Origin of the sequence: Enterococcus dongliensis (assembly GCF_031927985.1) — a bacterium.
Lineage (GTDB): Bacteria > Bacillota > Bacilli > Lactobacillales > Enterococcaceae > Enterococcus_A > Enterococcus_A dongliensis.
In genome coordinates this window covers 164,797-179,685 of the sequence record NZ_JARPZC010000003.1, presented here as the reverse complement: position 1 = coordinate 179,685, position 14,889 = coordinate 164,797, and the positions used below count along the sequence as shown (strand labels likewise).

Below are 14,889 nucleotides of genomic sequence, written 5' to 3'. Positions count from 1 at the left end.
AGAAGATGCGTAGTTGCGGAATTGTGGTGGAATATAATCCTTTTCATAACGGGCATCGCTACCATGCACAGCAAGCCCGAGAATTAAGTGGTGCTGAAGTCATCGTGGCGGTGATGAGCGGGAATTTTTTGCAGCGTGGGGAGCCAGCAATCATTGATAAATGGTCACGCACACAGGCCGCTTTGAAAAATGGGGTCGATCTTGTCGTCGAATTGCCTTTTGCTTGGGCCGTCCAATCGGCGGATTATTTTGCCAAAGGCAGCATCAAGCTATTGCAAGCATTGAAGTGTGAGGCCTTATGTTTTGGTACAGACAGTACCGCTGCATTTGATTATGCTGGTTATGGCCGCTTTTTTATTGAAGAAAAATCAGCGATTGACCAACTCTTCCATGAATTGCCGATTGGTTGGAGTTATCCTGAAAAAATGGCAGAAGTTGTGTCGCAATTATATCCTAAGGCACAAGATTTTCCACCGAACCATCTCTTAGGCTTGAGTTATGCAAAAGAAAATGCGACATATAATCAACCAATGGAGATTTTTCCACTGCCGCGAAAAGATCAAGGATACCATGATGCTTCATTAGTGACTGATCAGTTTGCCAGCGCTACTGGAATCCGTCAAGCTGTTTTAGCAGGTGGAGATTTTGCTGATTTTGTGCCGGTTGAAACGTTGGATACCCTCAGACATACCCATATTTCATGGACTGACTTTTGGCCGTATTTAGATTATCAACTGCGGGCAAGTTCTCTAACGACTCTTCAAGAAATTTATCAGATGAATGAAGGGCTGGAACATCGATTAGTTGAACAAGGAGCGAAAAATTTTCCTGAATTTTTGCAAGCCATCCGTACAAAACGTTACACACAGCCACGTTTGCAACGGCTTTTGACCTATGTCTTATTGCAAGTTAAAACAGCTGAAATAAAAGCAGAGCAAGAACATACGATGCTGCATGTTTTAGGTTTTACTGATCAAGGGAAAAAATATTTGAATCAGATAAAAAAACAAGTTCCGCTGCCAATAGCGGCAAAGATTGGACAAAAGGAAAAGAAAAATCATTTTTTGACCTATCGTGCCGATCAAATCTACCAATTGATCCATCCAGAAGAACAAACAATCGGGCGATTTCCGCTTCGAGCATAAAAAATACTTTCCAAAGCGTATGGGAGTCGTTATAATGAGAAAGTATGAAATTAACGAAAGAGAAGTGAAAATATGGGACGTAAATGGGCGAATATCGTGGCTAAAAAGACCGCGAAGGATGCAAACAACAGTAAAATTTACGCTAAATTTGGGATTGAAATTTATGCAGCAGCAAAATCAGGTGAACCTGATCCGCATGCTAATCAAAAATTACGTTTCGTTATTGAACGGGCAAAAACGTATAATGTTCCAAAACATATCATTGATCGAGCAATTGAAAAAGCTAAAGGTTCTGGCGATGAGGATTTCCAAGAGCTACGTTATGAAGGTTTCGGGCCGAATGGTTCAATGGTGATCGTTGATGCCTTAACAAACAACGTTAACCGAACAGCTTCAGATGTTCGTGCGGCTTTTGGTAAAAATGGCGGGAACATGGGTGTTTCTGGTGCAGTTGCGTATATGTTCGATAACACGGCACTGTTTGGTTTTGCAGGAGAAGATGCAGATGAAATTTTGGAATATCTGATGGATAAAGACATCGATGTGCGTGATGTAGTCGATGAAGAAGGTCAGGTCATTGTTTATGGCGAACCAGAAGATTTCAATGCGATCCAAGAAGCGTTAAAAGAAAAAGGTATCACAGACTTCACTGTTGCAGAGATGCAGATGATTCCACAAAATGAAGTCACATTGACAGGTGAAGATTTAGAAAAATTTGAAAAAATGATCGATGTGTTGGATGAATTAGAAGATGTCCAACAGATTTATCACAACGTCGAATTAGACGATTAAAAAAGACCGGAAAGGGCTCAGCTCTTTTCGGTCTTTCGCTTTATGGATACTTATTTTTTTAGTTTAATGCTTTTTGAATATAAAGCGTTTCTGGAATCATTTCTAGTAGAGGACTCTTTCTACCAATTACTAATAGATTCAATTCGTGCATTGCGCGGGTACAAACAGTATAAAGAATCAGCTTATCTTGTTCAGTATGGTAATTTTCTGGCGAGACATTCCAAGCAAATACTCGATCGAATTCCAATCCTTTGGCTAAATAAGTCGGAATGATAATCAGATTTTTTTTCATGAAATCTTCTTCGTCAGTCAACAGCTGTACTTGTTTTTTTTGTTCAGCTGTCAATTGATTATAAAGTGCCTGACATTCCTCGACTGTTTTTGCGATGATAGCAGTTCGCCAGTATTTTGCAGCTTCAGCAGTTGCTTCAATCTGATGGACCAAGCTGTCAATCATTTGACGAGAATCATTGGCATAATAAACTTTCGGCCGATCACCTACACGAGCTGTCAATTCTACTCGGTTTTCTTGGGTCAAGAATTGATTGGCAAAATTAGTGATCTCTTCAGTTGAACGATAGCTGGTCGTCAATTCAAAATGAGTCAACGTTTGATCAGGGAAAATCTGTTCTAATGAGTGGACCATACTTTCATTCCCAAAGACTTTTTGGTTCAAGTCACCACATAAAGTATAAGTAGCTTTTGGATACAGATGGCGTAATAAAGCAACTTGTGCTGGAGAAAAATCTTGCATCTCATCGATAAAAATGAAACGGGCCTTTTGCTTCACATCTAATGGGTGGATGGATTTCATTAATAGAAATAACAATGTTCCATCTTCTAAACTAAGATCTTTTTGTTTGAAATCGCCCAATAATTCTTCAAGCATTAATTTCCAATCAGCTTGGTTCAAATGGTAACGAGTGAGCAGTTGATTGGGGATGTTTTGTAAGAAATGAAGATATTGTTTGGCATAATTGATAAAACCAAAACGAGTAATCTGTCTTCTCAGAGGCCGCAGTTTTTTTCGAACGACTTTTTGTGTCATCTGACGACGCAAACGGCGTTCAGCCTTTTCTGAATCTTCCATATTGGGATTATTGGCAAACGCCGCTTCCACCAATTCATCGGCGGCTTCTTTGGCCCAATCTTTCTTCATTTCGTCTTTTTCTAAACCGCCTAGTTTTTTCAAAAGTTTTGTTTGCAATAACTGCATCCGCTGATACATCGGCAATTCGGGATTGGCTTCTTGATACCAAGCACGAATTTGTTTTTTTGAGATCAACACGTCCTGTTTCAGTTTGAGATCACGGAATAAAGGACCAAACGCCGCGATGCGAGCAACGTAATCATACAATTCTTGTACGATAGCAAAACTGCTTTTAGCGCGTAAAATCCGATCATCTTGTCCAGAAAGAAAGACTTCTTCATGACTTTCTTCAGTATGAATCTGATAAGTAGGCAATAAAGCACTCAAAAAAGTTTTGAATGTCTCAGTAGGTATGCCGCTTTCACCTAAAGAGGGCAAAACAGTCGAGATATAGTCTGAGAAAATGTGATTAGGAGAAAACAAAAGGACTTGTTCATTGTCTAACCATTTGCGATTATGATACAGCAAATAGGCGACTCGTTGGAGCAAAGCAGAAGTCTTGCCGCTGCCGGCGATGCCTTCTACTACCAAAACTTTACTTCTTGCATCACGAATGATTTCGTTTTGGGAGCGTTGGATTGTAGCGACGATGTTTTTCATATGGTTAGAAGAAGCTTCATCTAAAATCTCTAAGAGAAAATCATCATTGATTGCTTCAGAAGTATCTACCATTGATAAAATTTGACCTTCGCGGATTTTAAATTGGCGTTTTAATTGAAGTTCGATGGGAATGATCGCATCGTGTGCTTCATATTGTGTTTGGCCTAACGTTCCTTCGTAATAAAGGTTAGCGATCGGTGCACGCCAGTCGATTACAACAGTTTCTTCTTGTGTGTCTCGCAACGAAGCGATTCCTAAATAAAGGGTCTCAGTTTCTTGATCTTCTTTAAAATCAATTCGAGCAAAATAAGGATTCTCGCCCATCAATTTAAGGACTCTTTGCCGTTTTTCCTGAGAAGCCAGTGTTTGATAACGTAAAAGTAATTCAGCTTCGTGTTGTCGTGTATCTGCCATTGTTTCAGCTAAAGCCTCGAAGGAACCCCCTTGAACTCGTTGATCGGCATTTGTTAGCATGTCGGTATCAAATTTGGCTTTCGTTTCTTTTTTTTGGTTGTCCAAAAAGGCTAGTTCCTGTTGGATCAAAGCGCTTGTCTGTTGGACGTGCTCTTGTTCGTATTCTCTTGCGTTCATTGAGCATCCCCCTCTATTTTTCCATCGACTGTTTATAACAGCATAACAGTATAGCATATAAGAAGGAGGAGAAGCAAAAAGTTGAGTTTATGCAAAAGAAGCTGTGACCAGCGTCACAGCTTCTTTTTAGAAAGAGTCAGAGTTATTGTCATGTGCTCGTTTTATCTGAGCAAGATCAATTCGTTTCATTTTATACAATTCTTTCGTGGCCCGTTTGGCTTTTGCAACATCAGGGTCGTTGGTCCAATCGAGGAGCTGTCTGTTCATTGTTTGCCAATAGACACCGTAACGATCTTCCATCCAACCGCAAGGCCATTCTTTTCCAGCATCGGTGAGAGCACCCCAAACTTGATCGATGTCTGCTTGATCTTTAAAGTAGAAATAAAAAGAATTTGCCATTGAAAAACTAAACGCATGTTTTTCAGGACTGTCCATGATGATTAAATCATGCCCGCGCAATTGGAATCCAGAGGCACGCAGCCGCTCTTCTTTGCCTTTGATGACAAAAGTTTGTTTGCCGCCAAAGACATTGATCCATTCGTCGATCGCCGCTTGGGCCAAACCAAAGTTTTCATTGGCAAACATGATACAAGGAACAATCGTTTGTAAACTATCACCTAAGCGAACTTGCCATGAAAAACCATAACGATCGTTGGTCCAGCCGTATTTACCCAACTCTGGATAATCGGTTAAAGGCATTAAGGTCTCACCTTGTTGATTCAATCGCTCCCAAACATAATGGAGTTGTTCTTCGTTTTCACAGTTAACGACATAGGAGATAGACGGTGTTGGTTTAAATAAATCGCCGCCGTTTAGTAAAAGAAATTCACAGCCGGCTAATTCTAACGTGATAGTTAAGTGATCACCGATTTTTCCATGGTCATCGGTCATAAAATAAGTTTCATTTTTTTTGTGACTATCTTCAAAAATAGACAGATAAAACTCTGCAGCTTCAGGCAGTTGTCCATCAAACCATAAACAACAACCAAATTGCTGTTCCATGGAAATCCATCCTTTCTTTAATAAAGATTGATGTGCCAAATGATGTCATATTGATCTTTGACCATACCGTATTGTTCTGCCCAAAAAGTTTTTTCAAGCGGCAATAAAATTGTTCCATTTTCTGCTAGGCGCTGAAAAATATCTAAAGCTTCCTCAGCGGTTTTTGCATTGAATACTAAAGCCATGTTATTTCCAACAACTAGCGGCGGTGCTAAACTTTCAGGACTATCGGCAATCATGACATTCGTCTCATTGATTTTCAGGTTTGAGTTCACTATTAGATCTTTGATTGCATCATCTATCGGGAAGTTGTCATCATGAGGCATTTGTCCAAAAGTCATGATCTGAGCAGAAGTTTTGAATACGTCTTCATAAAATGCGAGAACTTCAGCGGCTTGGCCATTAAAGTGTAAATAGATATCCATAGTCTAACCTCCTATTTTGTATCTCTACTTTAACATGAAGAAAGGGCTATCAATAACGATTTGACTCCGAACAGAAGATCATTTCTCTCTTTTTATAAAAGCAGAAGTTCTTATAGATAAAATTTATTTCCTCATTTTGGTAGTGGATGTGATAAAATGAAACAGTCGAAATATAAAATAAAGGAGCGGTTCATTATGCCATTTGTGCACATTGAGTTAGTCGAAGGAAGAACAGAAGAACAATTAACAAAGATGGTGGAAGAAGTAACGGAAGCGATTTCAAAAAATGTTGGTGCCCCAAAAGAAAATATCCATGTAATCATCAATGAGATGCAAAAAGGCAAGTACGCACAAGGCGGCAAATGGAAATAATAAATATTATACTTGCATTTCAAATCAATAAGTGTTTATAATGACAATGTAAATGATTGATGAAGAAAGACACCTGAACTTGAAGGCTGTTTATCAGAGAGGAAGAGCACGGCTGAGACTTTTCCAGACAAGCGCAAGGGATGACCACTTTCAGAGACTTCTACAAAAATGTAGAAGCGGACAGCGCCGTTATCGCTTGTGAGGAGCAGATATTCTGCTCAAAGATTAGGTGGAACCACGTTTATTCGTCCTAGTACCGTTTTCGGTACTAGGACTTTTTTTTATCAATCGAAAATCATAAGGGGGAACTACAAGATGGTAAAAATTTCATTTCCAGATGGATCAATAAAAGAGTTTGACAATGGTGTTACTGGTTTAGAAATCGCAAAAAGTATTTCTAATTCATTAGCAAAAAATGCATTAGCTGTTGTAGTCAACGGCGAGTTAGAAGATTTGAATCGTGCAATCGAAGAAGATGCGGAATTGAAAATCGTGACCGAAAAAGATGAAGAAGCTTTACCACTTGTTCGTCATTCAAGTGCACATTTAATGGCACAAGCTGTTCGTCGCCTATTCCCAAATATGCATTTTGGCGTTGGCCCTGCCATTGATTCAGGCTTTTATTATGATACAGATAACGGAGAAAACCAAATCAGCGAAGATGATTTTCCAGCAATCGAACAAGAAATGAAGAAAATCGTAAAAGAAAATCTGCCAATTGAATGCAAAGTGATGAGTCGCCAAGAAGCCTTGGATTTCTTCAGCTATGATCCATACAAAGTAGAGTTGATCTCGGATCTTCCCGAAGACGAAGTAATCACAGCTTATACTCAAGGGGAATTCACTGACTTATGTCGTGGCCCGCATGTCCCATCAACAGGAAAAATCAAAATCTTTAAATTATTATCAGTTGCAGGTGCTTACTGGCGCGGAAATTCTGATAATCAAATGATGCAACGGGTTTACGGAACAGCTTTCTTCAATCAAGCAGACTTAGATCATTTCTTGAAAATGCGTGAAGAAGCAAAAGAACGTGACCATCGGAAACTAGGAAAAGAATTAGATTTATTCATGATCTCACAAGAAGTTGGTTCAGGATTACCGTTCTGGTTACCAAAAGGTGCAACTATTCGTCGCATTATCGAACGTTACATTGTGGATAAAGAGATCTCAATGGGATATGAACATGTGTATACACCAGTTTTGGCAGACACAAGTCTATACAAAACTTCTGGTCACTGGGATCATTATAAAGAAGATATGTTCCCAATCATGGATATGGGGGACGGTGAAGAATCACTTGTTTTACGTCCGATGAACTGCCCACACCACATGATGATTTATAAAAATCATATCCATTCATACCGTGAGTTGCCAATTCGGATTGCAGAACTTGGTATGGATCACCGTTATGAAAAATCAGGTGCATTATCTGGCTTGCAACGTGTGCGTGAAATGACGATGAATGATGCCCATGTCTTTGTTCGTCCTGACCAAATCAAAGAAGAATTCCGCCGCACATTAGACTTGATTTTAGAAGTGTACAGAGACTTTGGTTTTGATGATTATCGTTTCCGTTTAAGCTATCGTGATCCTGAAAATACAGAAAAATATTTTGATGATGATCAAATGTGGGAAACTTCTCAAAGCTTATTAAAAGAAGTAATGGATGAATCAGGCTTCGATTACTTTGAAGCAGATGGAGAAGCAGCCTTTTATGGACCAAAACTAGATGTTCAAGTGTTGACTGCTCTAGGAACAGAAGAAACACTGTCAACAATCCAATTTGACTTCTTGTTGCCTGAACGTTTTGATTTGACTTATGTTGGTGAAGATGGAAAAGATCATCGTCCAGTCGTTGTTCACCGCAGTGTTGTTTCAACGATGGAACGCTTTACTGCTTACTTGATTGAACAATACAAAGGAGCTTTCCCAACATGGTTAGCACCAGAACAAGTAGCCATTTTACCTGTATCGCCAGAACATCATGGAGATTATGCTTATGAGGTCAAAGATCGTTTGATCCGAGAAGGTGTTCGGGTGGAAGTAGATGATCGCAATGAAAAACTTGGCTATAAGATTCGTCAAGCTCAAACACAAAAAATTCCTTATCTATTAGTAATCGGTGATAAAGAAGTCGAAGATGTTTCAGTAAACGTTCGCCGCTACGGTAGCGAAGAACAAGAAGCACAAGATTTGAACATGTTCATTGAAGCAATCAAAGCTGATATTGACAACTTGAGCCGCAGCTAAAAAATTTCCGGTGAGTGTACTCACCGGTTTTTTTAATTTATCCAGCCGTTTGTGGAAAACTCTTTAAAGAAAAAGCCTATGACGTAATATTTGTCGTAGTAAAGTTTTCCACAGAAAAAGAAGCGACAGAATGTTTCACGGAAAATGAGTCTTTTGTTAATAAACAATCCGTATTTTACACGAAAAAAACTGTCAATTAAAAATTCTATCATATGGCCGTGAAACAACTTAGACTTTTAGAAAGAAAAAATTAAAGTTTTTAAACGAAGTTAAAGGAAGTAGGAATAATCCTTTTGAAAAAACACTTTTTCAGCTACAATAAGACAAGTAACTGTCAAAGTGGAAGGAACAGATGAATGAAACTAACGAATCCATTTAAGAAACTTTTTGAAAAATTACGACTGGCTGATGAAAATGGCCGCAATCAAAATAAAAGTCACGTCCCATTTCGATTGAACTTTTTATTTTTTGTCATCTTTGGTTTGTTCGTCATTTTAGTCACGCGATTGGGGTATCTTCAAATCGTTGAAGGGGACAAAATGAAGGCAGAGATGAAGGCCTCAACGGTCATTACTGTAAAAGAGAATGCCCCTCGAGGAGTCATTTATGATGCTGATGGAACTGCTTTAGTCAATAATGTTGCGAATCCAGCTATCACGTTTACCCGCGGAAATGCGATGGAAGCGTCTGATATTTTGAAATTAGCAAATGAACTCAACACGTTGATCGATGTCCCAGCAGATGAAAATCTGACGACACGGGATAAAAAAGATTATTGGTTAGCAGATAAAGAGCATTTGAAAGAAGCCGAAGATCGTTTATCCTTTAAAGAGAAAAATCTAGATACTACAGATGAGTATCAAAAATTAGTCGATAAAGTCAAAGATAGTGAGATCCAACTTGATGAAAATCAGTTGAAAGTGGCAACAATCTTTAAACGGATGAATGGAGCGTCTGCGCTTAGTACTGTTTTTGTGAAAAATGAAGGCGTGACGGATGAAGAATTGGCTGTAGTTGCAGAACATGCCTCTGATCTGCCGGGTGTATCGACTGGAACTGACTGGGATCGCTCGTATAATGAAGCACTAGATGGGTCATTGAAAAGTATCCTAGGAACAATCACAACGGAAAAAGAAGGCTTGCCAGCTGAAGATGCCGATGAATATTTGAAAAAAGGTTATTCTCGTAATGATCGTGTGGGCAAAAGCTATTTAGAAAAACAATATGAAGACCAGCTGCAAGGCAAAAAAGGTGAATACAAAGTCACCTTGAATCAAGAAGGAAACATTGAAAAACAAAAAGAAGTCAAAAAAGGCGAAAAAGGTTCGAATATTGTTTTGACCATCAATGCTGATTTTCAGACAAAAGTTGAAACTATTTTAAAAACGCATTTCCAAGGGTTAGTAGACAGCGGCGTTGCCCGTTATTCACCTGGTGCGTATGCGGTGGCACTGAATCCAAGCACAGGTGAAGTTTATGCCATGACTGGGTTTACTCATGATATCAACAGCAAGACATTGGAAGAAAATACGTTAGGTACGATTACTAATGCGTTTGTTCCTGGTTCTGTCGTTAAAGGTGGTACTGTCACTGCAGGATATGAAACTGGAGCAATCAGCGGCAACGATGTTTTGATCGACCAACCAATCAAATTGTCTGGCACGTCATTAAAAGGTTCGATTTACAATCAAGTTTTAGGAAACCAAATTCCTTTGAATACGGTAAAAGCATTGGAATGGTCTTCTAATGCGTACATGATGCAGCTCGTATTGCGAATGCTAGGTGTACAATACCAGCAAAACATGACTTTACCAGAAATTGCTTCGACAAAAGAGATGTATGATAAGTTGCGAAACGCATTTGCAGAATACGGGATGGGTGTAAAAACACAGATCGATTTACCAAATGAAGCTACGGGTGTCATGAATACTAATTTTGGAAAAGAAAACGGTCCAGGCGGCGGGAATCTACTAGATCTTTCCTTTGGGCAATATGATACCTATACACCGATGCAGCTTGCACAATATGCGGCAACTGTCGCAAATGGAGGTACACGCATCTCTCCTCATGTGGTCAAAGGGATTTACGACAACAATGATAGTGGTGGTCTTGGTAAATTACAAAAAGAAATCACTGGAAAAAAATTAAATCAAGTAAATATTTCAGCTGATCAGATGGGCATCATCAAAGAAGGGTTTTACCAAGCGGTTCATGGAAATGACGCGTATACAACTGCGACAGATCTGGCTTCTGCTAAAATTGATCCAGCAGCTAAAACAGGTACTGCAGAAACGGTAGCAGAAAATGGGGCAAGTACGATTAACAGCAATATCGTAGCGTATGCGCCTTATGATAATCCGCAAGTAGCCATCAGCGTGATGCTGCCAAACTTAGATGAAGAACATGATGACACAAATAAAGCCATCGCAAAAGAGATAATAAATGCATTTGCAGACACCTATGGCGTACAATAAAGCTAAGGAGCTTGGCTCCTTAGCTTTTTTAAAGTGACAGCGAGGACCGATGTAGCAAACAACAAGGAGTGAAAAGTATGACTGTATACAATTTTGAAGTAAAACAAACCGATGGAACAGAAAAATCTTTGGCTGATTATCAAGGAAAAGTGCTTTTGATCGTCAATACAGCGACAAGTTGTGGATTCACACCACAATATGAAGGCTTGCAGAATCTATATGAACGATATCAAGACCAAGGATTTGAAATCTTAGACTTCCCGTGCAATCAATTTGGCAATCAAGCTCCTGGGACAAATACTGAAGTGGCAGAGTTTTGTCAGTTGAAATATCATACGACATTTCAAACATTTGCAAAAATTGATGTAAATGGTGCTCAGGAAGCTCCTTTGTATAGTTATTTGAAAAATGTGCAAGGTGGTTTACTTAACAAAGCGATCAAATGGAATTTCACAAAATTCTTGATTGATCGTCAAGGAAACGTATTGAAACGCTATGCTTCGCAAACAAAGCCTGAAGAAATCGCAAAAGATATTGAAGCCCAACTTTAAAACGTCAAGTAGATTTACTTAACAAAATTTGTAAAAAGACTAGTCAATAAAAAGAAAACATGGTATGATATCAAAGTCTGAGAATTATCTTGGCAAACTGATTTTAGCTAGGGAGGGAAAATCATGCGCGTAAATATCACTTTAGAATGTACTTCTTGTAAAGAACGTAACTACTTAACAAGTAAAAACAAACGTAACAACCCTGATCGTTTGGAAAAAATGAAATATTGCCCACGTGAACGTAAAGTTACTTTGCATAAAGAAGTAAAATAATTGTCCATCCAAGCCAGCAATCGTTTGCGATTGCTGGCTTTTTTTGATTGATTTGTTCATTTATTAGTCGCAGAAACAGTAAAGTGGAGTGATCCGCTAAATCTACATAAAATCTTCACACATTCCTAAACAAAAGCTAATCTTCCAATGATAAAACTAGTTATTAATAAAGCATTTTTAGAAAGGAAGGATCAAATGCGCAAAGTGCCACCTATTTTAAAGCCAATCGCGCTTTTGACGCTGTCGATCTTGATTGCGACTACATCAGGGATTTTAAATAATTCCAGTTATCGCCAAGTCAAGGCTACGACATCAAAAACAGAGTCTTCGACAAGTACTAGTAATTCTTCTCAGGAGTCACTTGATACCACACAAGAAACTAGTACTATCAGCGAAAATCAAGAATCAAATGTAACACCCGATATCAATAATAGCGAAGGAAATGCGATTGCAGATAATCAAGTAGAAACACCCCAATCTTCGACGGAAGTAAGTCCTGGTGGGGTGCAGCCTTCAACAGAAGAATCACAAACAACACCGACCCAACAATCAGTTGATGAATCGGCTGGAGTAGAAACGAGTGTGAGCCAATGACCTTGTTATTAGATATCATTAATGGATTAAACAAATTTTTAGGTTTTTTAGATATCAGCCCTAAGTATTCAAATCGGGCGTATACCTTGTTGAGCATTTTGCCAACTATTTATATTTTACGGATTGTTTATGGTCTGTGGGTGAACCAAAACTATCTACAATTAGTGATTTATAGTCTGGTTTTTATTGGATTGGTCTATTTCATCATCTTAAACTTTTTTTATTACTTTTTGGATAAAAATTTAAAAGGGGACATCACTCAATTTTTTGTCAAATATTTACCCGACGATGCCTTCAATATTCAAAACGAGCATCCTAAAAAAGAAAAGAAAGTTTTTAAGCAGGCAAAAGAGATCCCTGTTGAATTTACGGAAGACTATCAGTTAAAATTAGTTGAAAATATCCAAGCGCTAATCGATGGCAAGGAACTAAATATTCGTGATTTGACGAAGGAAGAAGGATTCTTGCTGGATGAGAATACTTTATATCCTTATTATTATGTAAAACAACTCACGCCAGAGACGTATCAACTACAGATTGGAAGAAATTATCGTGAGTTAGAGACAATAGGAACAATCCATCAAAACGAGCCACTAAAACCAATCGGCTTGTTTATCGTTGGTGGTGATTTTGTCAAGGACGGCGTACGTTATCATGAGCCTTATCGCTTGAAATTTTTAGCGAAAACGGAAGAAACAGCTACACGTACACGTCGAAGTAAAAAATAAATGCCGTTCTGATCAAAGCCGCTTTTATTGATAAGGGCGGTTGATCAGAACGACATCTTTTTTTATTTTAAGACTTCACGGATGTTTTCAATCATTTTGGTATAGGCGATTGGGCCGTTGTATAGCCAGCTGGATTTTCCGTCAAATTCAAATAACTGATTGTTTTTCACAGCAGGAATATTACTCCATAGTGGATCGTTAAACATAGCAGCTCCAGAATCACTATTGACTAAGAAAATGTAGTCAGCATCAAGTTGTGACAAACTTTCCAAGGATACTTGTGAGAAATCTGCAGTGGCTTTTTTGCTGATATCTTTTGTTAATTGCGGAATGTCAAATCCTAGTTCGTCATAAAGTAATTGTCCGCTAGAACGATTGTCTGCTACCATGAAGGCAGAGTTATTCGTTACCCACAAAACAGCAGCAGATTTGCCTTCGATTTTGTCTTTCAAGTCTTTTTTCGTTTGCTCGACTAATTGATCGTAATCTTTTTCTACTTTTTTGGCTTGATCTTGTTTGTCTAGTACATTACCGATGATTTCTAATTGGTCACGCCAAGTAACGTTATCGCCATTTTTTACAACATAAGTAGGGGCGATTTTAGCATATTCTTTGTATTTTCCACCTTCAAGGGTACCATTAGCGCCTATCAATAACAAATCTGGTTCTAATTTTAAAACATCTTCATAAGGTAAATCGTAATTGATGGTAGGAACGCCTTTTAACTTGTCTTGTAAATAATGTTGGATTCTACCTTCGCCAACTGTCCATTGAGCGACAGGTTTTTCATCTAAAGCGACTAAATAGTCTTCTAAATAAGAAGCAATGATTCGTTTGGGTTTTTGGGGAATTTCAACTTTATGATCTTGCGCATCGGTCATTGTCCGCACTTCGTTAGTTGCGTCTTTACTTTCACTACTTTGTCCGCAAGCAGCCAAGCTTAACAGCGCTAACAAAGTAACGGTTCCTAGAACTATTTTTTTGAACATAAAAAAACTCCTTCAACAGTAATTGAGAAATATTCTCAATTACTATTATTACCGAAAGAACAAAGGCTGTCAACAACGATCTTTCTTTAATTGACGGGTTGACGCTGATGAAAAAGAGCGTCATAATTGAGAACGATTATCAAAGAAATGAGGAAGATCTATGACAAAATTAAATACGGCTGATCTTTCAATCGGATACGAGAAAAAAATCGTTGTAAACGATATTACAGTAGAAATTCCCAAAGGCCAGATTACAAGTTTGATTGGACCAAATGGCAGCGGAAAATCAACATTTTTAAAAGCTTTAGCGCGGATCTTAAATCCAATCAAAGGAGAAGTTTTACTTGATGGTGAAAATGTCCAATGTCTAGATACCAAATCTATCGCTCAAAAAATCGCTTCTTTATCACAAAGTAGTACTCAAATAACCGGTTTAACTGTGGCAGAGATCGTCGCTTACGGTCGTTTTCCTTATCAAAAGGGTTTTTCTGGTTTGAAAGAACGGGATCATCAGTTGATTGATTGGGCGATTGAAGCGACTAATTTACAAAAGTTAAAAGATCGAACATTAGCTACGTTGTCTGGCGGTCAACAACAGCGTGTTTGGATTGCCATGGCTTTAGCCCAAGATACTGATATCTTAATCCTTGATGAACCAATCACTTTTTTGGATCCAGCACATCAATTAGAAATTTTGGAACTATTGCAGGAAATCAATCGTCAAGGAAAAACAATTTTAATGACGATCCATGACCTGAATCATGCTTCCCGATTTTCTGATTATTTATTAGGAATGAAAAAAGGACGATTACTTTTTCAAGGTACACCCAAAGAAATTTTTACGGCAGATAAGTTGCTGAATCTTTTCGATATCCAAGCAACGTTTGCAACATTGCCTAATAGCGATAAACCATTAGTTATCGCTTATGACTTAGTAAAGGAGTGTTAGC

General features: G+C 38.5%; 14 protein-coding genes. 10 read left to right on the top strand and 4 right to left on the bottom strand.

Translation table 11 applies throughout. The annotated features are described in order from the left end of the window. Positions 1-5 precede the first annotated feature (5 nt). Together P7D84_RS03860 and P7D84_RS03855 are read left to right on the top strand one after the other, a co-directional pair. Complete coding sequence (locus P7D84_RS03860; RefSeq protein WP_311800137.1) at positions 6-1,145, top strand: nucleotidyltransferase; 1,140 nt, start codon at positions 6-8, stop codon at positions 1,143-1,145. A gap of 72 nt (positions 1,146-1,217) precedes the next feature. Beyond that, positions 1,218-1,937, top strand: coding sequence for a YebC/PmpR family DNA-binding transcriptional regulator (locus P7D84_RS03855; RefSeq protein WP_311800136.1), 720 nt, complete (start codon positions 1,218-1,220; stop codon positions 1,935-1,937). A gap of 58 nt (positions 1,938-1,995) precedes the next feature. On the opposite strand, the gene helD is transcribed toward P7D84_RS03855, so the two are convergent. The 3 genes from helD to P7D84_RS03840 all read right to left on the bottom strand — a co-directional run bounded on the left by helD (position 1,996) and on the right by P7D84_RS03840 (position 5,705). Continuing rightward, positions 1,996-4,278 (bottom strand): RNA polymerase recycling motor HelD, encoded by a 2,283-nt coding sequence (gene helD, locus P7D84_RS03850; RefSeq protein WP_311805089.1) that lies wholly within the window; start codon positions 4,276-4,278, stop codon positions 1,996-1,998. Positions 4,279-4,404: 126 nt separating this feature from the next. Further along, the gene (locus P7D84_RS03845; RefSeq protein WP_311800134.1) at positions 4,405-5,280 is read right to left on the bottom strand and encodes a VOC family protein; all 876 of its coding nucleotides are present in this window, start codon (positions 5,278-5,280) and stop codon (positions 4,405-4,407) included. A 17-nt stretch (positions 5,281-5,297) separates the two neighbouring features. Beyond that, positions 5,298-5,705, bottom strand: a complete 408-nt coding sequence (locus tag P7D84_RS03840) for a VOC family protein (protein ID WP_311800133.1) — start codon at positions 5,703-5,705, stop codon at positions 5,298-5,300. A 195-nt stretch (positions 5,706-5,900) separates the two neighbouring features. On the opposite strand from P7D84_RS03840, the gene thmT reads away from it, so the two are divergent. The 7 genes from thmT to P7D84_RS03805 all read left to right on the top strand — a co-directional run bounded on the left by thmT (position 5,901) and on the right by P7D84_RS03805 (position 12,950). Beyond that, positions 5,901-6,077 (top strand): 2-hydroxymuconate tautomerase, encoded by a 177-nt coding sequence (gene thmT, locus P7D84_RS03835; RefSeq protein WP_137609361.1) that lies wholly within the window; start codon positions 5,901-5,903, stop codon positions 6,075-6,077. Positions 6,078-6,392: 315 nt separating this feature from the next. Then, positions 6,393-8,330, top strand: a complete 1,938-nt coding sequence (gene thrS / locus P7D84_RS03830; protein ID WP_311805087.1) for a threonine--tRNA ligase — start codon at positions 6,393-6,395, stop codon at positions 8,328-8,330. Between the two features lie 356 nt (positions 8,331-8,686). Further along, complete coding sequence (locus tag P7D84_RS03825; protein WP_311800131.1) at positions 8,687-10,804, top strand: penicillin-binding transpeptidase domain-containing protein; 2,118 nt, start codon at positions 8,687-8,689, stop codon at positions 10,802-10,804. A gap of 77 nt (positions 10,805-10,881) precedes the next feature. After that, on the top strand, positions 10,882-11,355 hold the full coding sequence (locus tag P7D84_RS03820) for a glutathione peroxidase (protein WP_311801155.1): 474 nt from the start codon (positions 10,882-10,884) through the stop codon (positions 11,353-11,355). Positions 11,356-11,478: 123 nt separating this feature from the next. After that, positions 11,479-11,628, top strand: a complete 150-nt coding sequence (rpmG, locus tag P7D84_RS03815; protein WP_067623696.1) for a 50S ribosomal protein L33 — start codon at positions 11,479-11,481, stop codon at positions 11,626-11,628. Positions 11,629-11,823: 195 nt separating this feature from the next. Beyond that, a complete protein-coding gene (locus P7D84_RS03810; protein WP_311805085.1) occupies positions 11,824-12,222 on the top strand; it encodes a hypothetical protein in 399 nt (132 codons plus the stop codon). Further along, on the top strand, positions 12,219-12,950 hold the full coding sequence (locus P7D84_RS03805) for a DUF6681 family protein (RefSeq protein ID WP_311805083.1): 732 nt from the start codon (positions 12,219-12,221) through the stop codon (positions 12,948-12,950). The genes P7D84_RS03810 and P7D84_RS03805 overlap by 4 nt, the downstream gene beginning before the upstream one ends. 62 nt (positions 12,951-13,012) lie before the next feature. Here P7D84_RS03805 and P7D84_RS03800 read toward each other — a convergent pair whose 3' ends face one another. Further along, on the bottom strand, positions 13,013-13,939 hold the full coding sequence (locus tag P7D84_RS03800) for an ABC transporter substrate-binding protein (RefSeq protein WP_311805082.1): 927 nt from the start codon (positions 13,937-13,939) through the stop codon (positions 13,013-13,015). Between the two features lie 160 nt (positions 13,940-14,099). On the opposite strand from P7D84_RS03800, the gene P7D84_RS03795 reads away from it, so the two are divergent. After that, entirely contained in the window at positions 14,100-14,888 is a 789-nt protein-coding gene (locus P7D84_RS03795; RefSeq protein WP_311805080.1) for an ABC transporter ATP-binding protein, read from the top strand. Position 14,889: the final 1 nt, after the last annotated feature.

Excerpts from the sequence above, each read along its gene's own strand:
- P7D84_RS03795 (WP_311805080.1), top strand. The coding sequence starts at position 14,100 with ATGACAAAATTAAATACGGCTGATCTTTCAATCGGATACGAGAAAAAA.
- thmT (WP_137609361.1), top strand. The coding sequence starts at position 5,901 with ATGCCATTTGTGCACATTGAGTTAGTCGAAGGAAGAACAGAAGAACAA.
- P7D84_RS03825 (WP_311800131.1), top strand. The coding sequence starts at position 8,687 with ATGAAACTAACGAATCCATTTAAGAAACTTTTTGAAAAATTACGACTG.
- P7D84_RS03845 (WP_311800134.1), bottom strand. The coding sequence starts at position 5,280 with ATGGAACAGCAATTTGGTTGTTGTTTATGGTTTGATGGACAACTGCCT.
- P7D84_RS03810 (WP_311805085.1), top strand. The coding sequence starts at position 11,824 with ATGCGCAAAGTGCCACCTATTTTAAAGCCAATCGCGCTTTTGACGCTG.
- P7D84_RS03805 (WP_311805083.1), top strand. The coding sequence starts at position 12,219 with ATGACCTTGTTATTAGATATCATTAATGGATTAAACAAATTTTTAGGT.
- thrS (WP_311805087.1), top strand. The coding sequence starts at position 6,393 with ATGGTAAAAATTTCATTTCCAGATGGATCAATAAAAGAGTTTGACAAT.
- P7D84_RS03820 (WP_311801155.1), top strand. The coding sequence starts at position 10,882 with ATGACTGTATACAATTTTGAAGTAAAACAAACCGATGGAACAGAAAAA.
- rpmG (WP_067623696.1), top strand. The coding sequence starts at position 11,479 with ATGCGCGTAAATATCACTTTAGAATGTACTTCTTGTAAAGAACGTAAC.
- P7D84_RS03800 (WP_311805082.1), bottom strand. The coding sequence starts at position 13,939 with ATGTTCAAAAAAATAGTTCTAGGAACCGTTACTTTGTTAGCGCTGTTA.
- P7D84_RS03855 (WP_311800136.1), top strand. The coding sequence starts at position 1,218 with ATGGGACGTAAATGGGCGAATATCGTGGCTAAAAAGACCGCGAAGGAT.
- helD (WP_311805089.1), bottom strand. The coding sequence starts at position 4,278 with ATGAACGCAAGAGAATACGAACAAGAGCACGTCCAACAGACAAGCGCT.
- P7D84_RS03860 (WP_311800137.1), top strand. The coding sequence starts at position 6 with ATGCGTAGTTGCGGAATTGTGGTGGAATATAATCCTTTTCATAACGGG.
- P7D84_RS03840 (WP_311800133.1), bottom strand. The coding sequence starts at position 5,705 with ATGGATATCTATTTACACTTTAATGGCCAAGCCGCTGAAGTTCTCGCA.